Origin of the sequence: Aquincola agrisoli (genome assembly GCF_036621135.1) — a bacterium.
Taxonomy (GTDB): Bacteria; Pseudomonadota; Gammaproteobacteria; order Burkholderiales; family Burkholderiaceae_C; genus Aquincola; species Aquincola agrisoli.
Map to the genome: position 1 here is coordinate 78585 of NZ_JAZIBG010000020.1, position 21650 is coordinate 100234.

The window sequence follows — 21650 nt, forward strand, 5'->3', positions numbered from 1 at the left end:
CGGCCGTCAGTCGATGCGGATCCAGTCCGCCCGCAGCAGGTTGTTGGGGGTGACGACCGCCTGCACCCTGGCCCGTGTCGCCCAGGTGAGCATCGGCCGGAACAGCGGCAGCAGGTGGTGCTGTGCGGCCATGCGGCGCTGCGCGTCGCGGATCATGCCGGCGCGGGCCGCGGGATCGGCTTCGCTGCCCGCGTCGTCGATGAGCCGGTCGAGCTCGGCGTCGGTGAAGCGGCCGAAGTTCAGGCTGCCCTTCTTCCTGGCCGGATCCTGGCTGTGCATCGAGAGGTCCATCAGCACCTGTGCGTCGGCGATGCTGCCGCCCACCCCCACATAGAAGAAGCTGGTGTCGTTCGAGAACACCTTCGGGAAGTAGATCGACTTGGGCCGCGCGTCCACCGTCAGCCGCACGCCGATGCGCGCGAACGGGCCGACCAGCGCGGTGCAGACGGCGTGGCCCAGCACGTAGCGGTCGGTCGGGCAGTCGAGCGTGAGGTCGAAGCCCTCGGGGTAGCCCGCCTGCGCCAGCAGCGCCTTGGCGCGGTCGGGGTCGGGTTTCAGCGGCGCCTCCAGCTCGGGCGCGAGGCAGGCGCTTTTCAGGATCGCCATGCAACGGGTGGGCTCGGCCCGGCCATGCAGGATGGTGCGGACGAGCAGGGCGGGGTCGAGCGCCAGCGCCAGCGCCTCGCGCACGCGCACGTCCTTCAGCGGGTTGCGGTCCTTCACGCTGCCGTAGAGCAGCTGGTCGCGCGAGAGGTCCATGCCCAGGTACATCACCCGCGTCTCGGTCGCCTCGAAGAGCCTCAGCCCCGGCTCGCGCTTGAGCCGCGGCACGTCCTGCGGCGACACGTCCTGCACCAGGTCGACATCGCCGGCGAGCAGGGCCGCCATGCGGGTGGCATCGTTGGCGATGGGCACCAGCTCGATGCGCTCCACGTTGCCCTGCCGCGGTGCCCAGTGCGCGGCGTGGCGGGCCAGCACGGTGCGCACGCCGGGCTGCCGCGACACCAGCCTGTAGCGGCCGGTGCCCATGGCTTCGCGCGAGCTGGCCGCCTCATCCTTGGCCTTGAAGTCCGGCACGCGGGTGCTCTGGTGGGCCTCGGCCCAGCGGCGGCTCATCACCAGCACGACGGCCAGGTGGTCGAGCAGCAGCGGGTTGACCTCGCGCTGCCGCAGCTCGATGGTGTGCGCGTCGATGCGCACCGGCTCGCCCAGCGGCTGCGCGTAGATCGCGAACTGGGAGGTGGGCTGCTGCGCGCGCAGGATGGAGAACACCACGTCGTCGGCATCCATCGGCGTGCCGTCGTGGAAGCGCACGTCGCGGCGCAGCTCGAAGCGCCAGCGCCGGGGCTCGATCCGCTCCCACCGCGTGGCCAGCGCCGGCACGATGCGCTGCATCTGGTCGCGTTCGACCAGCGCGTCGTGCACCAGCAGGTTCACGTTGATCGAGACGCCCTCGATGAAGGCGTGGGGGTCCATGCTCTCGGCGTCGCCACGCACGGCCCAGCGCAGCGTCTGCGCGTGCGCGCCGGCGGCCGCTGCGAGCAGCAGGGCGCAGGCGATCCAGGGTCGGGCCAGGGCGATCGCGGCGTTGGTCATGGTTCCTCCTGCGCAGATGCCATCCGGAGATGCCGAATGTGGTGCAACTGGAGTCTAGGTGATAGTGCATCGAAATGTATCGATACCAGAGCGGCCGGTTTAACCTTCGCTTCATCTTCGGCTAATGCCGGCCTCATCCGGCCTTCCCATGATCTGGGCCAAGCGGAATGAACCGCCATGGAGAAAAAGCAATGACCCGGATCAAACCCCTCATCGGTGCCCTCGTGACCGCCGGCGTGCTGGCTGGCGGGAGTGCGGCGGCCTTCGGCTTCAAGCTGCCCTGGTCGAAGGACGAGGCGCAGCCCGCGGCGGTGACGGCGCAGGCCGCCGCCGTCACGCAGGCGGCCGTCGTGCCGGCGGCGCCGGTCGCGCCCACGGCGGCGCCGAACTTCCGCGCCATCGTCCAGCAGGGCGGGCCGGCGGTGGTGGGCGTCACGGTCGAGGGCACGCGGCAGGCGAGCGTGCAGGAAGACCCGATGGCGCAGTTCTTCCGCGGTTTCCCCGGCTTCGGCCAGCGCGGCTTGCCGCGCGGCGGCGGCGAGGTGCCGTTCCGCGGCCAGGGCTCGGGCTTCATCGTCAGCAGCGACGGCCTGATCCTCACCAACGCCCACGTGGTCGACGGTGCGAAGGAAGTGACCGTCAAGCTGCAGGACCGCCGCGAGTTCCGCGCCAAGGTGCTGGGCAGCGACAAGGCAACCGACGTGGCCGTGCTGCGCGTGGAGGCGAAGAACCTGCCGGTGGTGCGCCTGGGCGACCCGAAGCAGCTGCAGGTCGGCGACCCGGTGCTGGCCATCGGCTCGCCCTACGGCTTCGAGCAGACGGCCACGCAGGGCATCGTCAGCGCCAAGGGCCGCTCGCTGCCCGGCGACGCCTACGTGCCCTTCATCCAGACCGACGCGGCGGTGAACCCGGGCAACTCGGGCGGCCCGCTGTTCGACGGCAGTGGCAGCGTGGTCGGCATCAACGCGCAGATCTATTCGCAGACCGGCGGCTACCAGGGCCTGGCGTTCGCCATCCCGATCGACCTGGCGCTGAAGGTGAAGGACCAGATCGTCGCGACCGGCAGCGCACAGCATGCGCGCCTGGGCGTGGTGGTGCAGGACCTCTCGGCGCCGCTCGCCGAATCGTTCGGCCTGCCGCGCCCCGACGGTGCGCTGGTGGCGCAGGTGGCGCCCAACAGCCCCGCGGCCGCGGCCGGGCTGAAGGCGGGCGACGTGATCACGCAGGTCAACGGCGAGGCGATCGAACGTTCGGGCGGGCTGTCGAGCCGCATCGGCCTGTCCTCGCCCGGCGACAAGGTCAAGCTGCAGGTGTGGCGCGACAAGAGTGCGCGTGAGATGGAGGTCAAGCTCGCGCGCGCCGACGACGGCGAGCAGCAGGCCGCCAACGCCAGCGGCGGGGTGGAGCCCGGCAAGCTGGGCCTGGCCCTGCGCCCGCTGAGCCCGCAGGAGCGTTCACAGGCCGGCGTGCAGGAAGGCCTGGTGGTCGAGCAGGCCGCCGGCCCGGCAGCCCGTGCCGGCGTGTCCCGCGGCGACGTGCTGCTGGCCGTCAACGGCCAGCCGGTTCAGTCGGTCGAGCAGGTGCAGGGCGTGCTCAAGGGCAAGCCGAAGAGCGTCGCGCTGCTGATCGAGCGCAACGGCGAGCGCATCTTCGTGCCGGTGCGGCTGGGTTGACCGGCCGGGCTGGGCGCCTCAGCGAAGCGTGGCCAGGACCCGGTCGACCATGACCCCGGACTGGCCCAGGTAGTTGGCCGGGTCGCACAGCGCGGCCAGCGCGGCGCGGTCGAGGTGGCGGTTGATCTCCGGGTGCTCGGCCAGCAGGTCGAGCAGCGGCCGCTGCTGCTTCACCGCATCGCGGCAGATGTCGTAGACCAGGTCGTGCGCGTACTCGCGGCCGATGTAGGGCCCCAGGCCCATCATCACGGCCTCGCTCATCACCAGGCCGTGGGTCATGTCGATGTTCTTGCGCATCTGCACGGCGTCCACTTCCAGCCCCTCGAGCACGAAGCGCGACTGCTTCAGCGCCCCCGCCATCAGGCAGAAGGCCTCGGGCAGCACGATCCATTCGATCTCCCACGGGCCGGTCGACCGCTCGTGGTCGGCCACCATCGCATCCATCAGCGCCGCGGCATGCTGGCGCACCACCGAGATCGCGGCGTGGATGTAGCAGCTGCTGATCGGGTTGCGCTTCTGCGGCATCGTGCTGCTGGAGCCGCGGCCGTGGGCGTAGGGCTCGTACACCTCGCCCACCTCGGTCTGCATCATCAGCTTGACGTCCATGCTCAGCTTGCCGAGCGTGCCGCCCACCAGCCCCAGGAACGCGCCCACCTCGGCGATGTTGTCGCGGATGGTGTGCCACGCGATCACCGGCTGCGCCAGGCCCAGCTCGGCGCACAGGCCGGCCTGCGTTTCCATCGCGCCGGTCTGCAGCGAGGCCAGCGTGCCGGCGGCCCCGGCGAACTCGCCCACCAGCACCCGCGACTTCAGCTGGTCGAGCCGCTCGCGGTGGCGTTCGATGGCCGAGAGCAGCCCGGCCATCTTGTAGCCGAAGGTCACCGGAATGGCCTGCTGCAGGTTGCTGCGGCCGATCATCGGCGTGTCGCGGTGCTGCTTGGCAAGCTTGGCCATCGCCGCCGAGATGGCGGCCAGTTCGTCGTCGACGATCGCGAGGCCCTCGCGGATCTGCAGCACCGTGGCGGTGTCGGTGATGTCCTGCGTGGTGGCGCCCCAGTGGCAGTACTCGCCGAGCTTGTCGCGGCACAGCGCGTTGAGCTGCGACACCACGCCGAGGATCGGGTAGCCGATGCGCTCGGTCTGCTGGCGCAGCTTGGCCATGTCGATCTGATCGAGCCGGCAGTGGCTGACGATCTCGTCGGCCGCCTCCTGGGGGATCAGGCCGAGGCGGCCCTGCACGACGGCGAGCGCGCGTTCGATGTCGAGGTACTTCTGCGTGCGGTTCTCGTCCGACCACACCCGGCGCATCGCGTCGGAAGAGAAGATGCCCTGGAAGATGGCGGAATCGATGATGGTGGATGGCATGGCGTGTCTCCGTGGGAAGGCGATGAAGTCAGGCACCTGCGCGTTGCAGCGTGCGGCGGGCCTGGAGGACGACGGGCTGGTCGACCATCTGGCCGTCGAGTTGCGCCGCGCCCGGCGAGGCCGCCTCGGCGGCCATCACGCGCCGGGCCCAGGCGAGTTGCTCCGGCGAAGGGGCCAGCGCGGCGTGAAGGGGTGCGATCTGGCGCGGATGGATGCACAGCTTGGCGCCGAATCCCCGGCAGCGCGCCCAGGCGAGGTCTTGCAGCAGGCGCGGCTCGTCGTCGAGTTGCGGCGTGACGCCCGCCACCGGCGCCGCCAGGCCGGCCACGCGCGAGGCCAGGGCCAGCACGCCGGCCGCATGCGCCAGGCCGTCGGGGCCTTCGGCGAGGTCCAGGCCGAGGTCCAGCGCGAAGTCGAGCGTGCCGAACGCCAGGCGGATGACGCCGTCGGCACCGGCGACGTCGGCGGCCTGCGCGACGCCGCGTGCGGTTTCGACGAGCGCGAGCACCTGCGCCTGCGGCAGCTCGGCGCGAACCCGGCGCACGTGCGCGGCGGCTTCGGCCTTCGGCAGCATGACCTGCGCGATGCGGGCGTCGCGCAGCAGCCGGAGGTCTTCCGCGATCTCGCTCGACAGCACGTCGTTGATGCGCACCGCGACCCGGGCGCGGTCTGCCTCGTGAGCCGCTTCGCACCAGCGCGCGATCGCATCGCGCGCCTCGCGCTTCGATGCCGGCGCGACGGCATCCTCCAGGTCGAGGACCACGGCGTCCGCGCCGCTGGCGAGGGCCTTGGCGAAGCGCTCGGGGCGGTTGCCGGGCACGAACAGGTAGGTGCGCGGATCCATCAGATCGCTACCGCGGCGCGCAGCGCCGCCACGGTCTCGGGATCGACACCCAGCTCACGCAGGATGGCGTCGGTGTGCTCGCCCAGCGCAGGCACCGGGTCCATGCGGGGGCCCTCCTGCCACGAGCCGGGCGGCAGCATCGCGGGCAACGGGCCGGCCGGCGAGCCGATCTCGCGCCAACGCTGCCGCGCCTTCAGCTGGGGGTGCTCCCACACGTCCTGCATCGTGTTGACGCGGGCGTTGGCGATCTGCGCCGCTTCCAGCCGTTCGACGACCTGCGGCGCCGTCAGCGGCGCGAACGCCTGCACGATGATCTCGCGCAGCGCGGCACGGCTGGCGACACGCCGGGCGTTCCCCGCGAAGCGCTCGTCTCGCGCCAGCGCGGGCTGCAGCAGCACCTTGTCGCAGAAGCTGACCCATTCGCGTTCGTTCTGCAGGCCGAGCATCACGCTGCCGTCGTCCGCGCCGGTCGGGAAGGGGCCGTAGGGGTAGATGGTCGCGTGTGCCGCACCGGTGCGCGGCGGCGGCGGCGCGCCGTCGAACGCGTAGTACAGCGGGTAGCTCGTCCACTCGGACAGCGCTTCCAGCATCGAGATGTCGATGTGCTGCCCCCGGCCGGTCTGCGCCCGCTGCAGCAGCGCGGCGAGGATGTTGGTGTAGGCGTACATGCCCGCCGCGATGTCGGCGATCGACGGGCCTGCCTTGCAGGGCTCCTCGGCCGTGCCGGTGACCGAGACGAAGCCCGCTTCGCTCTGGATGAGCAGGTCGTAGGCCTTCTTGTCGCGGTACGGGCCGTCGGCGCCGTAGCCCGAGATGTCGCAGACGATGATCGACGGCTTCCGGGCGGCCAGCGCCTCGTAGCCGAGGCCCAGGCGCGCGGCGGCCCCGGGCGCCAGGTTCTGGACCACCACGTCGGCCTTCTCCAGCACGAGGCGCTCGAGCACCTGCGCCGCCTGGGGGTGCTTGACGTCGAGCGTGAGGCTTTCCTTGGAACGGTTGGTCCAGACGAAGTGCGAGGCGAGGCCGCGCACGCGTGTGTCGTAGTTGCGGGCGAAGTCGCCCACGCCGGGGCGTTCGATCTTGATGACACGCGCGCCCAGGTCGGCGAGCTGCCGGGTGCAGAACGGCGCCGCGATGGCGTGTTCGAGGGTGACGACCGTGAGGCCTTTGAGCGGTTGCATGCGGCAGGCTTTCTTCAGCGGAGCAGCGCGGTGGCGTCCATCGTCAGCCAGCCTTCGTGGTCGCTGGCCCAGAGGTGCACGCTGCGGCCGTCGGCCGACGGCGTGCCCTGCACGCGGAACGGGTGCAGGTCGAAGGTGGGCCGAACGGCCTTGAACGTGAACGCGGCCACCTCCGCGCCGGGCCGTTCGCGGCGCAGCAGGTCGAGCAGCAGCGTCGCGATCAGCGGGCCGTGCACGATGAGGCCCGGGTAGCCCTCGACCTGCGTGACGTAGCGGCGGTCGTAGTGGATCCGGTGGCCGTTGAAGGTGAGCGCCGAGTAGCGGAAGAGCAGCACGTCGTCCGGCACGATCTCGCGGCGCCACACCGCAGCGCCGGGCGCGGCCTGCGGCGGCGGCGGCACGTCGCCGGGCTGCTGCGCGTCGCGGTAGACGATGTCGTGAAACTCGACCAGCGCCGGCTCGGCTGCGCCCTCCACGCGCAGCTCGTGGCGCACCTTTACGAAGACGAGCCGTCCGGTCCGGCCCTCCTTCAGGCGCACGTCGTCGATGGTGGACGTGCGCGCCACGCGGTCGCCCACCCGCAGCGGCGAGCGGAACTCGAACTGGCTGCCGGCCCACATGCGGCGCGGCAGCGGCACCGGCGGCAGGAAGCCGCCGCGCTTGGCGTGGCCGTCGGCGCCGATCTCCGACTGGCGGTGCAGCGGCAGGAAGTAGAGCCAGTGCCAGAGCGGCGGCAGCGGCATGCCGGGTTCGACCGGCTGGGCGGGGTGGTCGAGCGTGGCGTTGAGCGCCGCCACCGGCGTGGCGCCGATGAGGTCGTGCACGGTCTCGCTGCGGCCGATCCAGGCGGCGAGGTCGATCGTCTCGGAAGGGGTGGAGAGGCGGGTCATGGGTGGCTTCCGGAGTTCAGAAGTTGTGGCGCACGCCGGCTTCCGCCGCGGTGGACGAGGCCCCGCCCCGCAGGCCGGCCGGGCCGCCGGGGATCACGCTCGACTGGGCCGAGGCCGGCAGCAGCACGGCCGCACCGAGCAGGCCGAGGGCGAGGGACGGGATGGTTTTCATCTTGCCGGCTCCCTGCTCAGTCGGCCGTCAGGCGGGCCTCGGTCACCACGCGCTTCCACTTGACCAGCTCCGACTTCACGAGATCGCCCAATTCGGCCGGCGTGCTGGTCTGCACGTCGGCGCCGTGGTCCTCGATGCGCTTGGCGGTCTCCTTGTCGGCCAGCACTTCGTTGACGGCCTTGTTCAGCTTCTCGATCACGGCCTTGGGCGTCTTGGCCGGCGCGAACAGCGCGTACCACTGCGTGACGTCGACGCCATCGACGCCGGCCTCCTTCAGCGTGGGCACGTCGGGCATGCTGGGCACCCGGCTCGGGCCGGCCACGGCCAGCGCGCGCAGCTTGCCGTTCTTCACATGGGTGGAGGCCGTGTACAGGCTGGGGAACATGAAGTCGGTCTGGCCGGCGATGGTGTCGTTCACCGCCGGTGCCGACCCCTTGTACGGCACGCCCAGCATCACGACCTTGGCGTTGAGCTTGAACAGCTCGGCCGCGAAATGCGGCGCAGTGCCGTTGCCGGCCGAGGCGTAGCTGTACTTGTCCGGCTTGGCCTTGAGCTGGGCCACGAGGTCGCGCACGTCCTTGACCGGCACGCTGGTGTTGGCCACCATCAGGGTCGGCGAGTAGGCCACCAGTCCGATGGGTTCGAAGTCCTTCACCGGGTCGTAGCGCAGCTTCTGCAGCGCCGGGTTCATGCTGTGCGTGGCGATGTAGCCGAGCATCAGCGTGTGGCCGTCGGGCGCGGCGCGGGCCACGAACTCGCTGGCGATCGAGCCGTTGGCGCCCGCCCGGTTGTCGATGATGATCGTCTGGCCCAGCATCGGCCCGAGCTTCTGCGCGATGGTGCGGGCCATCGCGTCGTTGGCGCCGCCCGCCGCGGTGGGCACGACGATGGTGATCGTCTTGGTCGGATAGGGGGGTGCCGCTGCGGCTTGCGCCAGGGCGACGGCAGGGGCGGCAGCGGCCAGGGTGGCGGCCACGAGGGGGGCGATCAACTTCTTCACGGGTTTGTCTCCGTCCAGGGGTTTAGAGAACACGTAGTCGGGGATGTGGATCTCCCCTTCGAAAATCTTTCGCGCGGTGCGCACCAGGGCGGCGCGCCGGATGCGGGCGTCGTCGCCTTCGCCGTCGATCTCGACCGCGACGTCGATGCGCCCCTGCGGGTGCAGCACCAGCACGTTGCGGGCGCCGCTGGCGATGCGCGCGGCGCTGGCCACCGTGCCCGGCAGCGAGAACGCGGCGGCGACGCCGATCGCGCCGGTGACGGCGTGCGAGGCATGGCAGCGTTTGGGGGTGAAGTAGCGCGAGGTGATGCTGTCGGCGTCGTCGCCGGCGCTGACGATCACCGGCTTGGGGATCACGCTGTCGCGCACGTCGCCCAGGCCCATCAGTTCACCGGCCTGGCGGCGCAGCGCCTCGATCCGGTCGAGCAGCGCGCCGTCGGCATCGAGCTGCGCCGGGGATTCGCGGCCGCTCACGCCCAGGCTCGCGGCGTGCACGACCATCAGCGGCATGGCCGCGTCGATGCAGGTGACGGGCGTCCCTTCGATCACGTCGATGCGCCGGCCGGTGGGAAACACCGAGCCGGTGACGGCGCCCCAGGCGTCGAGGAAGTCGAGCTGGATCGGCGCCGCCGTGCCGGCCACGCCGTCGATGCGGGTCTGCCCTTCGTAGGCGACGCGGCGGCCGGGCGTCTGCACCGTCACGTCGATGCGCGAGCGGGTGTTGACGTTGAACACGCGCACGGTGGTGGTGCCGTCGGCGGCGGGCACCAGGCCCTGCTCGATGGCGAAGGGCGCAACGCCCGAGAGCATGTTCCCGCAGTTGGGCCGCATGTCGACCGACTGCTGGCCGACGCCGACCTGCGCGAAGAGGTAGTCCACGTCGCAATCGGGCTGGCTGGAGCGAGAAACGATGGCCACCTTGCTGGTGAGCGTGCTGCCGCCACCCACGCCGTCCACCTGCAGCAGGTCGGAGGCGCCGATCGCGCCGATCAGCGCCTGGTCGCGGGCCAGGTCGTCGGCGGGCAGCCATTCGCGCAGGAAGAACGGGCCCCGCGAGGTGCCGGCGCGCATCAGGACGCAAGGGAGGGTGAGCTGTGCCATGGGGTGAATCATGGACGCGAGATAGATGCATGTGAATTGCAGAGTTGGTATCGATTGATCCACACTGTCGATCAATGGAACTCCCCTGCCGAGCGACGCCATGGCCATCAACTTCGACCTGAACGACCTGCTGGCCTTCCGCGCGGTGGCCGAGCTGGGCAACTTCCGCCGTGCGGCCGAGGCGGTGCACATCTCGCAGCCGGCGTTCAGCCGCCGCATCGAGAAGCTGGAGGAGGCGCTGGGCGTGCGCCTGCTCGAACGCACCACGCGCCGCGTGAGCCTGACGGCCGTGGGCCGCGACTTCGCGCGCAAGGTGCAGCAGCTGCTCGACGACCTGGACGGCACGCTGCTGGGCATCCGCGGCGTGGCCGCCACGCGCATGGGCGAGGTGACGATCGCCTGCGTGCCGTCGACCGTCTACTACTACCTGTCGCAGGTGATCCGCCGCTACCGCGAGACCTACCCGAAGATCCGCGTGAAGGTGATGGACGCCAGTGCCAACGACGTGCTGGGCGCGGTCTCGCGCAGCGAGGCGGACTTCGGGCTCAACTTCATCGGCGGGCAGGAGCCCGACATCGAGTTCACGACGCTGCTGGAGGAGCGCTTCGTCGCCGCCTGCCGGCGCGACCATCCGCTGGCGCGCAAGCGCCGGGTGACCTGGCAGGAGCTGGCCGCGCACGACTACATCGGCATCAGCCAGTCGTCGGGCAACCGGCTGCTGATCGACCAGGCGCTGGCCGGCGTGGCTGGGCGTCCGCAGAGCCTGTACGAGGCGCAGCACGTCACGACGCTGCTGGGGCTGGTGGAGGCGGGGCTGGGGGTGTCGGTGGTGCCGTCGCTGGCGATGCCGGGCAAGGACCATCCGCTGCTGGTGAGCGTGCCGCTCGAGGAGCCGGTGGTCACGCGGCGCGTGGGTCTGATCCGCCGGCGGGGCCGGCCGCTCTCGCCCGCGGCGCAGCAGCTGTTCGACTTCTTCGCGGAGCTGGAATCGGCGCAGGCCTCGGCGAAGACGTCGGCGAAGGCGCTGCGGCGCGGGCCTGCGCGGGCGGCCGGTGTGCGGTAGCGTCGGCACCCGACGCCACCGCGGAGCCTCGCATGGACATCGCCAACGCCTTCCTCGAACACCTCGGCACCCGGCTCGTGGCCTGGGAAACCGGGTTCTGCCGCCTCGAGCTCGACATCGAGCCGCGGCACCTGAACCGCCAGTCGAGCCTGCAGGGCGGCGTGACCGCCACGCTGCTCGACGCGGCCTGCGGCTACGCCGGCCTGATCACCGATGCCGACGGCCAGCCGGTGAACGCGTTGACGCTGATGCTCAGCATCAGCTACCACGCCAGGGCGCAGGAAGGCCTGCTGATCGCCGAAGGACGGGTGACCGGCGGTGGCCGGCGCATCTACTTCGCGAGCGCCGAGCTGCGCACCGCGGACGGCCGGCTCGTGGCCACCGCGCAGGGTACGTTCAAGCGCTCGTAGCGGCGGCCGTCATGCGCCGGGCGCGATGCGCTGCATCAGCCGCGCCGGCGTGCAGGGCCAGCCGACCCGGCCGAACCAGGCGCCCCCCGCGATGGTGAGGGCGTTGACGAGGCCGTACACCACCAGGGCCGCACCCTGGGCCGCGAACACGGCCGCGAGCCCCCAGCCCTGGTGCAGCGCCAGCAGCCCGCCGAGGCCGGCCACGGCCAGGCGGGCGATGTTGCCCGCCACCGGCCAACCCAGGCGGCCCGCGCCCTGCGACGCGAAATAAAGCACCAGCCCCAGGCCGAAGAAGCCGTACAGCGGACCCACGGTGCGCAGGTAGGCGGCGCCGGCCTCCAGCATCGCGGGGTCGGTGCCGAAGAGGCCGAGCCAGGCGTGCGGCCACAGTGCCGCGGCGAGGCCGATGGTCTCGGTGATGGCCACCGCCAGGCCCGCGCCGATCCACGTCGCGCGCAGCGCGCGCTCGCGCTGACCTGCGCCGATGCAGGTGCCGACCATCGCCACCAGCGGCGCCCCGAAGCCGAAGACGAGCGGGACGAGCAGGTATTCGAGCCGCGCGCCGGTGCCGTAGCCGGCGATGGCCGCCGGGCCGAAGCGGCCCACCAGCGCGGTGGCGATGCCGATGGCGATGTTGGTGGCGGCCGCGGACACGGCCGCGGCCAGCCCCACGCCTAGGATCGCGCGGAACAGCGGCCAGCGCAGCGGCACGCCGCGCCAGGACGGGCGCAGCAGGCTGCGCGACGAGGCCAGGTAGCCCAGCAGCACCAGCGAGCCGACGGCGTAGTACAGCAGCAGCGCCACCGCGCCGCCCGCGATGCCCATCGCCGGCAGCGGACCCCAGCCGAAGATGAGCGCCGGCGACAGCGGCACCAGCAGCAGCGCGCCGATGCAGATCACCGCGGCCTGCACCGCCATGTTGCCGGTGCCGCGGATCACCGCGGCCAGCGCGTTGAAGAGCCAGATCAGCACGGCCCCCGCGAACACCCAGTTGGAATAGACCATGGCCGCTTCGAGCGCGGCGCCGCTGGCGCCCATCTGCGCATACAGCGCCCGCCCGCCGAACAGCACCGCCAGCATGAACACGATGCCGAAGCCGATCGCGATCAGCGCGGCATGCAGCACCAGGGCATTGGCGTCGTCGCGGCGGCGTGCGCCCAATGCGCGGGCGATGGCCGAGGCGATGCCACCCCCCATCGCGCCGGCCGACATCATCTGCATCAGCATCACGACGGGAAAGACGACCGACACGCCGGCGAGGGCGTCGGTGCCGAGTTGGCCGATGAAGTAGGTCTCGACCAGGCCGACGCCGGCCTGCGCGAACATCACCAGCACGTTGGGCGCGCCCAGGCGCAGCAGCGTGGGCGCGATCGGCCCTTCGAGCAGCCGGCGCGTGCGGGGATCGAGGTCGGCACGCGTGGCGGGCGGGGTCATCGGTCGGGCTCCTGAAATATGACGGCCGTCATTTCCGACAGGCTACCACCTTCTACCCAGGCTTGCAGTGCTGGGGGGCGCCAGCGGCGCCCCGGCGAAAAAAAGCCCCGGGGCGGTCGGGCCGCGCCGGGGCGAAGGGTGACGCCCGGGGAGGGCGTCGGGGAGGATCGGTCAGTCTTCCTGGAAGGCCTCTTCGCGCTTCTTCTTGATCGAGGGCAGCATCACGATGACGATCAGCAGCGCCGCGGCGAGCAGCAGGCCGGCCGAGAGCGGACGGGTCGCGAAGGTCGACCAGTCGCCGCGCGACAGCAGCAGCGCGCGCCGCAGGTTCTCTTCCATCATCGGCCCCAGGATGAAGCCCAGCAGCAGCGGCGCCGGCTCGCAGCCCAGCTTGTAGAAGATGTAGCCGACGACCGCGAAGCCCGCGCCCATGTACACGTTGAAGTTGTTGTTGTTCAGCGTGTAGAGGCCGATGCAGCAGAACACCATGATGGCCGGGAACAGGAAGCGGTAGGGCACCGTCAGCAGCTTGATCCAGATGCCGATCAGCGGCAGGTTCAGGATGATCAGCATCAGGTTGCCGACCCACATCGATGCGATCAGGCCCCAGAACAGCTCGGGGTTGCTCGACATCACCTGCGGGCCGGGCTGGATGCCCTTGATGGTCATCGCGCCCACCATCAGCGCCATCACCGCGTTGGGCGGGATGCCCAGCGTCAGCATCGGGATGAAGCTGGTCTGCGCGCCGGCGTTGTTGGCCGACTCGGGACCGGCCACGCCCTGGATCGCGCCCTTGCCGAAGGGCACGCTCGGCCTCTTGACGATCTTCTTCTCGAGCGTGTACGACGCGAACGACGACAGCAGCGCCCCGCCGCCGGGCAGCACGCCCAGGATGGAGCCGAGCGCCGTGCCGCGCAGCACGGAAGGCGCCGCGTCCTTGAAGTCCTGCCTGGTCGGCCAGAGGCCCTTCACGTCGCGGGTGAAGACCTCCCGCTTCTCGGCCGGCTGGCCGAGGTTGGCGATGATCTCGCCGAAGCCGAATACGCCCATCGCGATCGCGACGAAGTCGATGCCGTCGGTCAGCTCGGGGATGTCGAACGAGAAGCGGGGCGTGCCCGAGATCACGTCGGTGTTGATCTGCCCGAGCAGCAGGCCCAGGATGATCATCGAGATGGCCTTGACGAGCGAGCCCGAGGCCAGCACCACCGCGCCGATCAGGCCCAGCACCATCAGCGAGAAGTACTCCGCCGGGCCGAACTTGAAGGCCAGCTCCGTCAGCGGCGGCGCGAACGCCGCGATGACGATGGTGCCCACGCAGCCGGCGAAGAACGAGCCCAGGCCGGCGGCGGCGAGCGCGGGGCCGGCACGCCCCTGGCGGGCCATCTGGTAGCCGTCGATCGCGGTGACGACCGAGCTGGACTCGCCCGGCACGTTGATCAGGATGGCGGTGGTGGAGCCGCCGTACTGCGCGCCGTAGTAGATGCCGGCCAGCATGATGAGCGCCGGCGTTGCGTCGAGCGCGTACACCGACGGCAGCAGCATCGCGATGGTCGCCACCGGCCCCAGGCCGGGCAGCACGCCGATCAGCGTGCCGAGCAGCGCGCCGCCGAAGGCATAGAGCAGGTTCTGCATCGTGAAGGCGACGCTGAACCCCATGCCGAGGTTGTGGATCAGGTCCATGGTGCCTGCCTCACTGGCCGAGGAAGGTGGGCCAGATCGGGATGACCAGGTTCAAGCCCCAGTCGAACACGGCCCAGCTGCCGATGGTGAGGATGGCGGCGTCCGCGATCACCTCTTTCCAGTTGAACTCGTCGCCGGCGAACGAGGAGACGATCACCAGCAGCGGCAGCGCGATGGCCATGCCCAGCGTCGGCAGCGTGAAGCCGAAGATCAGCACCGCGCCGGTGACGGTCAGCAGCGGCCGCCAGGCGAAGGCGCCGATGGCGTTGTCGTCGCCGGTGTCGATCGCCAGCGCCTTCAGCACCTCGACCGCGCCGAGGACGGCCAGCAGCAGCCCGAGGCCGAACGGGAAGTAGCCCGGCCCGGGCCGGGCGGACGAGCCGAAGCTGTAGTTCGTGGCGCCCCACGCGAAGGCGATGCCCACGACGAGGAACATCAGCCCTGCCCAGAAGTCCTTGTGGTTCTTGATACTCAACATCCAGTCTCCTTCGGTCGCATCCGATCCAATGCATTGATGACGGCCGCGTTTATCCTCCCAGGCACCTGACCGCCGCCTGACCAAGCGAGTAAGTACAAGTGCGTATCCTGTTGGCCGAAGACGATGCCGTGCTCTGCGGCGTGATCTGCAAAAGCCTCGAAGCCGCCGGCCATCGCGTCGATGCCGTGGGCTCGCTGGCGCACACGCGGCTGCTGTGGCGAGAGCAGCCCTTCGATGCGGTGCTGCTCGACATCAACCTCGGCGACGGCAGCGGCATCACCGCGCTGCGCGAGGCGCGCGGCCGCGGCGACAACACGCCGGTGCTGGTGCTGACCGCCCGCAACCGTACCGAGGAGCGCATCGCCGGCCTCGATGCCGGCGCGGACGACTACCTCGGCAAGCCCTTCGAGCTGGCCGAGGTGGAGGCGCGGCTGCGTGCGCTGGTGCGCCGCGCCAGCGGCACCGGCGACCGCGTGCAGTTGGGCACGCTGATGCTCGACCGGCAGGCGCGCCGCTTCCAGCTTGGCGCCGAGCCGCTGGAGATGCCCGCGCGCGAGTTCGAGGTGCTGTGGGAGCTGATGACGCCGCCGGGCCGCGTGGTGGCCAAGCGCGCGCTGTCGGAGAAGCTGTCGGCGCTCGACGAGGCGCTGGGCGACAACGCGCTGGAGGTCTTCATCTCGCGCCTGCGCAAGCGGCTCGCCGGCAGCGGGGCGGCCATCCGCACGATGCGCGGCCTGGGCTACGTGCTCGAGCCCGAGGCGTGATCCGGCGGCGTGCCTTGCGGCCGGTCCGGGCGGTGCTCGGCGGCCTGCCCAGCCTCGACGGCCGGCTGGCGCGCCGCGTGCTGGTGCCGTTGGCGATCGTGTGGCTCGCCGGCAGCGTGGCGGCAGCCGCGGTGGGCTCGTACTTCGCCGCCGCCGTCTTCGACCGCGCGCTGATGGACGACGCGCTCGGGCTGGCCGCCAGCGTGACCCAGGAACATGACGGCAGCCTGCGTGTCGACCTCACGGTGGACGAGCTGCGCGCGGTGCTGTTCGACCAGTCGGAGTCGGTGTTCTTCGCGGTGCGGCGGATGGACGGCAGCCTGGTGGCCGGCGATGCGCGGCTGCAGGTGGAGCGCCACCAGCCCGGGCAGCCGTACGAGTTCGCCGACCTGTCGCTCGACGACGAGGATCTTCGTGCGGTGGCGCTGGTGCGCCACTCGCCGCAGCCCTTCACGCTGGTGCTGGCGCAGACCACCCGCTACCGCGGCGCACTGCTGCGCCGCATGCTGCTGTATTCCACCGCGCCGCAGGTGCTGCTGCTGATCGCGCTGGGCGTGTGGCTGCGGCGGGCGATCCAGGTCGACGTGCAGCCCATCGCCGCGCTGCAGTCCGAGCTGAACCGCCGCGACGCGGCCGATCTGCGGCCGCTGCACGTGCCTGCGAGCACGCACGACGTCGACCGCCTCGTGCATTCCGTCGACGCGTTGATGCAGCGCCTGAGCGCGGCGCTGCGCAGCCAGCGCGAGTTCTCCGGCAACGTGGCGCACGAGCTGCGCACGCCGCTGGCCGGCATCCGTGCGCTGGCCGAGTACGGCCTGGCGAGCAGCGATCCCGCACGCTGGCGCGAGCAGCTGCAGGGCATCGCGCAGAGCGAGGCGCGCGCCAGCCGGCTGGTCGACCAGTTGCTGGCGATCGCGCTGGCCGACGAGTCGCCGGGCGCGATCGTGCTGCAGCCGGTGGCGCTCGACGAGGTGGTGCGGCGGGTGCTGGTGGCGGCCATGCCGCGGGCCGACGCGGCCGGCGTCGACCTCGGCGCGCAGGGCGTGGACGACACGGTGCGCGTGCAGGGCGATGCGGCGCTGCTGGAAGGCGCCCTGCAGAACCTGCTGGACAACGCGCTGCGCTACGGCCGGCCCGCCGACGGCAGCGTGCCGCAGGTGACGGTGGCGCTGCACGACGACGCCGGCCGCGTGCTGCTGTCGGTGGTGGACAACGGGCCCGGCATGGCGGCGGCGGACCCGGCGAGGCTGCTCGCGCGCTGGCAGCAGGGCGGTGCGGGCCGGCGGCTGGGCGAGGGCGCCGGCCTGGGCCTGGCGATCGTTTCGCGCTACGCGCAGCTGTTGGGCGCGGCCCTGTCGGTCGGGCCGGGTCCGCAAGGGCAGGGCACCTGCGTGCAGCTGGCTTTCGCGGCCGACGCCTCGCCTGCGCATACGATCGCCGTTTCTCCGATCGACGACCCCTCCACACCATGAGCCAGCTCGACACCATCGAACACCAGACCGGCGACGACCCCGGTACCACCTTGATCGTGCTGCACGGCCTGGGCGCCGACGGCAACGACTTCGTGCCCTTCGTGCGCGAGCTGGACCTGCGTGCCCTGGGCGCGGTGCGCTTCGTGTTCCCGAATGCGCCGACGATGCCGGTGACGATCAACGGCGGCTACGTGATGCGCGCCTGGTACGACATCCTCGGGGCCGATCTCGCGCGCCGCGAGGACGAGGCGGGCCTGCGGGCATCGCAGCAGCAGGTCGCTGCGCTGATCGACAGCGAGCGCGAGCGGGGCGTGCCGGCGAACCGCATCGTGCTGTCGGGCTTCTCGCAAGGCTGCGCGATGTCGCTGATGACCGGGCTGCGCTATCCGGAGCGGTTGGGCGGCATCGCCGGCCTGTCGGGCTACCTGCCGCTGGCGGACCGGCTCGAGGCCGAGCGCCACGACGCGAACCGGCTCGTGCCGATCTTCCAGGCCCATGGCAGCAGCGACGGCGTGATCCCCATCAGTCGTGCGCTGGCGACGCGCGACGCGCTGAAGGTCCAGGGCTACGACGTCGAATGGCACGAGTACCCGATGCAGCACTCGGTGTGCGCGCAGGAGGTGGCCGACCTGAACGCCTGGCTGCTGCGCGTGCTCGGCTGACCGGGGGGCGCTGGGCGGGTGCCCCGGCTGGCTAGAATCGCGGGCTCTACCGAATTCGGCTGCAACGAGGGGCGCTCGACATGTACCAGGAAGACAAGGACGACACCACGCGCGTGGGTCTGTGGATCACCTTTGGCGTCGTCGCCCTCGTGATCATCAGCGTGATCAGCGCGATGGTGGTGCGCCAGCTGCGCGGCACGGCTGCCGCGTCGCCGGCCGCCGCGGTGGTGGTGGTCGAGGAGGTGGTGCTGATCGAGGGCCCGCTCGAAGGCGAACTGGTCGGCACGCTGTTCTTCGAGACCGCGCAGGCCGCGCTGCCCGCCGATGCCGCCGTCGAGCTGGGCAAGGTCGTGCAGGCCCTGGTGACGGTGCCTTCCCGCAGGGTGGTGCTCTCGGGCTTCCACGATGCCACCGGCGACGCCGGCCGTAACGCCGAACTGGCCAAGCAGCGTGCGCTTTCGGCCCGCGCCGCCCTGGCGGCCGCGGGCATCGACACCTCGCGCATCGCGCTGCGCAAACCCGAGGTCACCACCGGCACCGGCACCGAACAGGAAGCCCGCCGCGTGGAACTGCGCGTGATCGAGTGATCGCGGCAATCAGCGCATTCCAATAAAAAAGCCGGGCCCGAGAGCCCGGCTTTCTATTGGGCGCCATCTCCGGCTTCGCCGGTCCCCGCTGGTGTTGTCCCCTCGAGGGGGAGCGCCTAAGGCGCTATGGGGGTGGGCTCAACCAATCCGGCCGAGCAGCAGGTACTCCATCAACACCTTCTGCACGTGCATGCGGTTCTCCGCTTCGTCCCACACCACCGACTGCGGGCCGTCGATCACCTCGGCGGTGACCTCTTCGCCGCGGTGCGCGGGCAGGCAGTGCATGAAGAGCGCGTCGGGCTGGGCCGCGGCCATCATGTCGGCATCGACGCACCAGTCGGCGAAGGCCTTGCGGCGCGCCTCGTTTTCGGCCTCGTAGCCCATGCTGGTCCACACGTCGGTGGTGACGAGGTGCGCACCGCGGCAGGCTTCCTTCGGGTCGGCGAAGACTCGGTAGCAGCCCGCATCCTTCACGCCGGCCACGGCCGGGTCGACCTCGTAGCCGCCGGGCGTGCTCACGTGGACGGTGAAGCCGAGGATCTCGGCCGCCTGCAACCAGGTGTTGGCCATGTTGTTCCCGTCGCCCACCCACGCGACGACCTTGCCCTGGATCGAACCCCGGTGCTCGATGAAGGTGAAGATGTCGGCCAGGATCTGGCAGGGGTGGTACTCGTTGGTCAGCCCGTTGATCACTGGCACGCGCGAGTGCGCGGCGAAGCGCTCGATCTTCGTCTGCTCGAACGTGCGGATCATCACCAGGTCGACCATGCGGCTGATGACGCGTGCGCTGTCCTCGATGGGCTCGGCGCGGCCGAGCTGGCTGTCGCCGGTGGTGAGGTGCACCACCGAGCCGCCCATCTGGTACATGCCGGCCTCGAAGCTCACGCGGGTGCGCGTGCTGGCCTTCTCGAAGATCATCGCCAGCGTGCGGTCGGCGAGCGGCGTGTACTTCTCGTAGTTCTTGAAGCGCTTCTTGATCGTGGAGGCGCGGTCGAACAGGTAGGCGTATTCCTCGGCCCGGAGATCCTTGAACTGCAGGTAGTGCTTCATCAGGCTCATCCCGGGCTTCATGGCTTGGGCGTATCGGCGAGGAAGCGCTTGATCAGCGGGCACAGGATGGCAACGATCTGCGCGGCCTCCTCGGCGCTGAGGATCAGCGAGGGCACGAGGCGCACGACGCGGTCGGCCGTGACGCTGAGCAGCAGTCCGTTTTCACAGGCGATGCGCAGCAGGTCGCCGCAGGGGCGGTCGAGCTCGATGCCCAGCATCAGGCCCTGGCCGCGGATCTCGACGAAGCCTTCGACACCTTCCAGCTCGCGCTCCAGGCCGGCGCGCAGCAGGCCGCCCACGCGCGCGGCGTTTTCCAGGAGGTTTTCTTCCTCCATCAGGCGCAGCGTCTCGACGCCGGCGCGCATCGCCAGCGGGTTGCCGCCGAAGGTCGTGCCGTGGTTGCCGGGGCCGAACACATGGGCGGCCTTCGGGCCGCACACCACCGCGCCGACCGGCACGCCGGAGCCCAGGCCCTTGGCCAGCGGCATGACGTCGGGCTTGATGTCGGCCCACTGGTGCGCGAACCACTTGCCGGTGCGGCCGATGCCGCACTGCACCTCGTCGAGCATCAGCAGCCAGCCGCGTTCGTCGCACAGGCGGCGCAGCGACTTCAGGTAGTCGACACGTGCGGGGTTGATGCCGCCTTCGCCCTGGATGACCTCCAGGAACACGGCCACGACGTTGGGGCGCGTGCGCGCCACTTCCTCCACCGCCGCCAGGTCGTTCAGCGGCACCCGGATGAAGCCCTCCACGAGCGGCCCGAAGCCGGCCTGCACCTTGGGGTTGCCGGTGGCCGACAGGGTAGCGATCGAGCGGCCGTGGAAGGCCTTCTCGTAGACGATGATCTCGGGCGTGTCGATGCCCTTGTCGTGGCCGTACTTGCGCGCGATCTTGATCGCTGCCTCGTTGGCTTCCAGGCCGGTCGAGCAGAAGAAGGCGTTGGTCAGGCCCGACAGCTCGGTGAGCTTGGCGGCGAGCTGCTCCTGCAGCGGCACGTGGTAGTAGTTGGACGAGTGGATCAGCTTGGCGATCTGGTCCTGCAGCGCGGGCACGAGCTTGGGATGCGCGTGGCCGAGCGTGTTGACGGCGATGCCGCCCAGGCCGTCGAGGTACTTGCGGCCCTGCGTGTCCCACACCCAGCAGCCTCGGCCGTGCGACAGCGCGATCGGCAGGCGGCCGTAGGTGTTCATCACGTGCGGCTCGGTCGGCAGGGCGTTGTCGGTGGCGGTCATCGCAGGCTCCAGCGGTGGGGAATGCTCAATCTAGAGGGAACGCTCGCCGCCGAAGGCCCTGGAGGCGCGCTCGGCGAGCAAGAGGGGCCGGATTCTAAGGGTCGCCCGCGGCTGCGGCGGACGGGGCGGCTGGCCCCGGCTCCCTTGCTGCGCCGCAGCAGCCTCAAGGCACAATAGCGGCCGCCGCGAGCCCGTGCCCGCGCGTCCCGCTGCCTCCCATCCGTGCATGAACCCATCCCAACCCCCATCGAAGCCGCGCGAATTTGTCGTTCAGGGCCTGACCAAGGAGGGGCGTACCTTCCGCCCCAGTGATTGGGCCGAGCGTTTGGCGGGCGCGATGTCGTGTTTCCGGCCGGGGGGAAACGTCGGCGGGCCTGGGGCACGGATCGGGTATTCGCCCTATTGCGTTCCGACGTCGGTCGGCAACGTGAAGGCGGTGCTGGTCAGCGAGGCGCTGAAGGAGCTCGAGCCGATGGCCTGGGACTTCGTGATGAACTTCGCCCGCGACAACGACCTGCAGGTGGCCGAGGTGTGCGTGCTGCCCGACGTGCCGGGCGGGGCGCCGCGGTAGGCGGCTGCGTCGCGGGGCGGTGGCGCGCTGCACGACGGCGGCGCCCCATGCAAAAAGGGCCTGCAGTGCAGGCCCTTTTTGGTCAAACCACCCGGTTGCCGGCTATCAGGCCGCAGCGGCCGGAGCCGAAAGCGCCTTGACCTTCGCCGACAGGCGGCTCTTGTGGCGGGCGGCCTTGTTCTTGTGGAACATGCCCTTGTCCGCCACCGAGTCGATGACGCTCTGGGCGAGCTGGAAGAGTTCGGTGGCCTTGGCCTTGTCGCCAGCAACAACGGCCTTCTGGACGTTCTTGATGACGGTGCGGAACTTGGAGCGCAGCGCGGTGTTCGCGGCGTTCAGCTTCACGTCCTGGCGCGCGCGCTTGCGGCCGGAGGCGAGGCGGACGGTCTTCTTCTTGGCTTTGGAAGAGGTTGCCATGGTATTTT

Annotated in this window: 21 protein-coding genes; 8 read left to right on the forward strand and 13 right to left on the reverse strand. The window is 70.8% G+C overall.

What is annotated here, in order from left to right; genetic code table 11:
• Nucleotides 1–6: 6 nt before the first annotated feature.
• Nucleotides 7–1596: an ABC transporter substrate-binding protein gene (locus V4F39_RS08260; protein WP_332288838.1), complete on the reverse strand. Its 1590-nt coding sequence runs from the start codon at nt 1594–1596 to the stop codon at nt 7–9.
• A gap of 191 nt (nt 1597–1787) precedes the next feature.
• Here V4F39_RS08260 and V4F39_RS08265 point away from each other — a divergent pair, with 191 nt between their 5' ends.
• Entirely contained in the window at nt 1788–3269 is a 1482-nt protein-coding gene (locus tag V4F39_RS08265) for a Do family serine endopeptidase (protein WP_332288839.1), read from the forward strand.
• 18 nt (nt 3270–3287) lie between these two features.
• On the opposite strand, the gene V4F39_RS08270 is transcribed toward V4F39_RS08265, so the two are convergent.
• Genes V4F39_RS08270 through V4F39_RS08295 form a run of 6 tightly spaced genes read right to left on the reverse strand, consistent with a single transcriptional unit; the run spans nt 3288 to nt 9822 of the window.
• The gene (locus V4F39_RS08270) at nt 3288–4634 is read right to left on the reverse strand and encodes a class-II fumarase/aspartase family protein (protein WP_332288841.1); all 1347 of its coding nucleotides are present in this window, start codon (nt 4632–4634) and stop codon (nt 3288–3290) included.
• A gap of 28 nt (nt 4635–4662) precedes the next feature.
• Nucleotides 4663–5478, reverse strand: coding sequence for an HpcH/HpaI aldolase/citrate lyase family protein (locus V4F39_RS08275; RefSeq protein WP_332288842.1), 816 nt, complete (start codon nt 5476–5478; stop codon nt 4663–4665).
• Nucleotides 5478–6659, reverse strand: a complete 1182-nt coding sequence (locus V4F39_RS08280) for a CaiB/BaiF CoA transferase family protein (RefSeq protein WP_332288843.1) — start codon at nt 6657–6659, stop codon at nt 5478–5480. Before V4F39_RS08280 ends, V4F39_RS08275 begins: the two co-directional genes overlap by 1 nt.
• Before the next feature lie 14 nt (nt 6660–6673).
• On the reverse strand, nt 6674–7549 hold the full coding sequence (locus V4F39_RS08285) for an HTD2 family dehydratase (protein WP_332288844.1): 876 nt from the start codon (nt 7547–7549) through the stop codon (nt 6674–6676).
• Nucleotides 7550–7565: 16 nt separating this feature from the next.
• Nucleotides 7566–7721: a hypothetical protein gene (locus V4F39_RS08290; RefSeq protein WP_332288845.1), complete on the reverse strand. Its 156-nt coding sequence runs from the start codon at nt 7719–7721 to the stop codon at nt 7566–7568.
• A 16-nt stretch (nt 7722–7737) separates the two neighbouring features.
• A complete protein-coding gene (locus tag V4F39_RS08295; RefSeq protein WP_332288846.1) occupies nt 7738–9822 on the reverse strand; it encodes a 4-oxalomesaconate tautomerase in 2085 nt (694 codons plus the stop codon).
• Nucleotides 9823–9922: 100 nt separating this feature from the next.
• On the opposite strand from V4F39_RS08295, the gene V4F39_RS08300 reads away from it, so the two are divergent.
• Together V4F39_RS08300 and V4F39_RS08305 are read left to right on the forward strand one after the other, a co-directional pair.
• Entirely contained in the window at nt 9923–10885 is a 963-nt protein-coding gene (locus V4F39_RS08300) for a LysR family transcriptional regulator (RefSeq protein WP_332288847.1), read from the forward strand.
• 32 nt (nt 10886–10917) lie between these two features.
• Entirely contained in the window at nt 10918–11295 is a 378-nt protein-coding gene (locus tag V4F39_RS08305) for a PaaI family thioesterase (protein WP_332288848.1), read from the forward strand.
• Nucleotides 11296–11304: 9 nt separating this feature from the next.
• On the opposite strand, the gene V4F39_RS08310 is transcribed toward V4F39_RS08305, so the two are convergent.
• The 3 genes from V4F39_RS08310 to V4F39_RS08320 form a co-directional block, all read right to left on the reverse strand.
• Nucleotides 11305–12729 carry an MATE family efflux transporter gene (locus tag V4F39_RS08310; protein ID WP_332288849.1) on the reverse strand — a complete coding sequence of 475 codons (1425 nt, stop codon included), beginning with the start codon at nt 12727–12729 and terminating at the stop codon, nt 11305–11307.
• A gap of 171 nt (nt 12730–12900) precedes the next feature.
• Nucleotides 12901–14409: a tripartite tricarboxylate transporter permease gene (locus V4F39_RS08315; RefSeq protein WP_332288850.1), complete on the reverse strand. Its 1509-nt coding sequence runs from the start codon at nt 14407–14409 to the stop codon at nt 12901–12903.
• Nucleotides 14410–14419: 10 nt separating this feature from the next.
• Nucleotides 14420–14884 carry a tripartite tricarboxylate transporter TctB family protein gene (locus V4F39_RS08320; protein ID WP_332288851.1) on the reverse strand — a complete coding sequence of 155 codons (465 nt, stop codon included), beginning with the start codon at nt 14882–14884 and terminating at the stop codon, nt 14420–14422.
• 101 nt (nt 14885–14985) lie between these two features.
• On the opposite strand from V4F39_RS08320, the gene V4F39_RS08325 reads away from it, so the two are divergent.
• The 4 genes from V4F39_RS08325 (at nt 14986) to V4F39_RS08340 (ending at nt 18372) form a co-directional block, all read left to right on the forward strand.
• Complete coding sequence (locus V4F39_RS08325; protein ID WP_332288852.1) at nt 14986–15651, forward strand: response regulator transcription factor; 666 nt, start codon at nt 14986–14988, stop codon at nt 15649–15651.
• Nucleotides 15648–17123: a sensor histidine kinase gene (locus tag V4F39_RS08330; RefSeq protein WP_332288853.1), complete on the forward strand. Its 1476-nt coding sequence runs from the start codon at nt 15648–15650 to the stop codon at nt 17121–17123. Before V4F39_RS08325 ends, V4F39_RS08330 begins: the two co-directional genes overlap by 4 nt.
• On the forward strand, nt 17120–17785 hold the full coding sequence (locus tag V4F39_RS08335; RefSeq protein WP_332288854.1) for an alpha/beta hydrolase: 666 nt from the start codon (nt 17120–17122) through the stop codon (nt 17783–17785). The genes V4F39_RS08330 and V4F39_RS08335 overlap by 4 nt, the downstream gene beginning before the upstream one ends.
• 80 nt (nt 17786–17865) lie before the next feature.
• Entirely contained in the window at nt 17866–18372 is a 507-nt protein-coding gene (locus tag V4F39_RS08340) for an OmpA family protein (RefSeq protein WP_332288855.1), read from the forward strand.
• Nucleotides 18373–18510: 138 nt separating this feature from the next.
• On the opposite strand, the gene argF is transcribed toward V4F39_RS08340, so the two are convergent.
• Nucleotides 18511–19443: an ornithine carbamoyltransferase gene (argF, locus tag V4F39_RS08345; protein WP_332288856.1), complete on the reverse strand. Its 933-nt coding sequence runs from the start codon at nt 19441–19443 to the stop codon at nt 18511–18513.
• Nucleotides 19440–20654 (reverse strand): aspartate aminotransferase family protein, encoded by a 1215-nt coding sequence (locus tag V4F39_RS08350; protein WP_332288857.1) that lies wholly within the window; start codon nt 20652–20654, stop codon nt 19440–19442. Before V4F39_RS08350 ends, argF begins: the two co-directional genes overlap by 4 nt.
• Nucleotides 20655–20880: 226 nt before the next feature.
• Between V4F39_RS08350 and V4F39_RS08355 the strand changes: the two genes are divergently transcribed.
• On the forward strand, nt 20881–21225 hold the full coding sequence (locus V4F39_RS08355) for a DUF3579 domain-containing protein (protein WP_332288858.1): 345 nt from the start codon (nt 20881–20883) through the stop codon (nt 21223–21225).
• 105 nt (nt 21226–21330) lie between these two features.
• On the opposite strand, the gene rpsT is transcribed toward V4F39_RS08355, so the two are convergent.
• Nucleotides 21331–21642, reverse strand: a complete 312-nt coding sequence (gene rpsT, locus V4F39_RS08360; RefSeq protein WP_332288859.1) for a 30S ribosomal protein S20 — start codon at nt 21640–21642, stop codon at nt 21331–21333.
• Nucleotides 21643–21650: the final 8 nt, after the last annotated feature.

What these genes read in the sequence shown, in the direction of transcription:
- V4F39_RS08260 (WP_332288838.1), bottom strand. Translation starts at nt 1,596, where the DNA reads ATGACCAACGCCGCGATCGCCCTGGCCCGACCCTGGATCGCCTGCGCC.
- V4F39_RS08265 (WP_332288839.1), top strand. Translation starts at nt 1,788, where the DNA reads ATGACCCGGATCAAACCCCTCATCGGTGCCCTCGTGACCGCCGGCGTG.
- V4F39_RS08270 (WP_332288841.1), bottom strand. Translation starts at nt 4,634, where the DNA reads ATGCCATCCACCATCATCGATTCCGCCATCTTCCAGGGCATCTTCTCT.
- V4F39_RS08275 (WP_332288842.1), bottom strand. Translation starts at nt 5,478, where the DNA reads ATGGATCCGCGCACCTACCTGTTCGTGCCCGGCAACCGCCCCGAGCGC.
- V4F39_RS08280 (WP_332288843.1), bottom strand. Translation starts at nt 6,659, where the DNA reads ATGCAACCGCTCAAAGGCCTCACGGTCGTCACCCTCGAACACGCCATC.
- V4F39_RS08285 (WP_332288844.1), bottom strand. Translation starts at nt 7,549, where the DNA reads ATGACCCGCCTCTCCACCCCTTCCGAGACGATCGACCTCGCCGCCTGG.
- V4F39_RS08290 (WP_332288845.1), bottom strand. Translation starts at nt 7,721, where the DNA reads ATGAAAACCATCCCGTCCCTCGCCCTCGGCCTGCTCGGTGCGGCCGTG.
- V4F39_RS08295 (WP_332288846.1), bottom strand. Translation starts at nt 9,822, where the DNA reads ATGGCACAGCTCACCCTCCCTTGCGTCCTGATGCGCGCCGGCACCTCG.
- V4F39_RS08300 (WP_332288847.1), top strand. Translation starts at nt 9,923, where the DNA reads ATGGCCATCAACTTCGACCTGAACGACCTGCTGGCCTTCCGCGCGGTG.
- V4F39_RS08305 (WP_332288848.1), top strand. Translation starts at nt 10,918, where the DNA reads ATGGACATCGCCAACGCCTTCCTCGAACACCTCGGCACCCGGCTCGTG.
- V4F39_RS08310 (WP_332288849.1), bottom strand. Translation starts at nt 12,729, where the DNA reads ATGACCCCGCCCGCCACGCGTGCCGACCTCGATCCCCGCACGCGCCGG.
- V4F39_RS08315 (WP_332288850.1), bottom strand. Translation starts at nt 14,409, where the DNA reads ATGGACCTGATCCACAACCTCGGCATGGGGTTCAGCGTCGCCTTCACG.
- V4F39_RS08335 (WP_332288854.1), top strand. Translation starts at nt 17,120, where the DNA reads ATGAGCCAGCTCGACACCATCGAACACCAGACCGGCGACGACCCCGGT.
- V4F39_RS08340 (WP_332288855.1), top strand. Translation starts at nt 17,866, where the DNA reads ATGTACCAGGAAGACAAGGACGACACCACGCGCGTGGGTCTGTGGATC.
- argF (WP_332288856.1), bottom strand. Translation starts at nt 19,443, where the DNA reads ATGAAGCCCGGGATGAGCCTGATGAAGCACTACCTGCAGTTCAAGGAT.
- V4F39_RS08350 (WP_332288857.1), bottom strand. Translation starts at nt 20,654, where the DNA reads ATGACCGCCACCGACAACGCCCTGCCGACCGAGCCGCACGTGATGAAC.
- V4F39_RS08355 (WP_332288858.1), top strand. Translation starts at nt 20,881, where the DNA reads ATGAACCCATCCCAACCCCCATCGAAGCCGCGCGAATTTGTCGTTCAG.
- rpsT (WP_332288859.1), bottom strand. Translation starts at nt 21,642, where the DNA reads ATGGCAACCTCTTCCAAAGCCAAGAAGAAGACCGTCCGCCTCGCCTCC.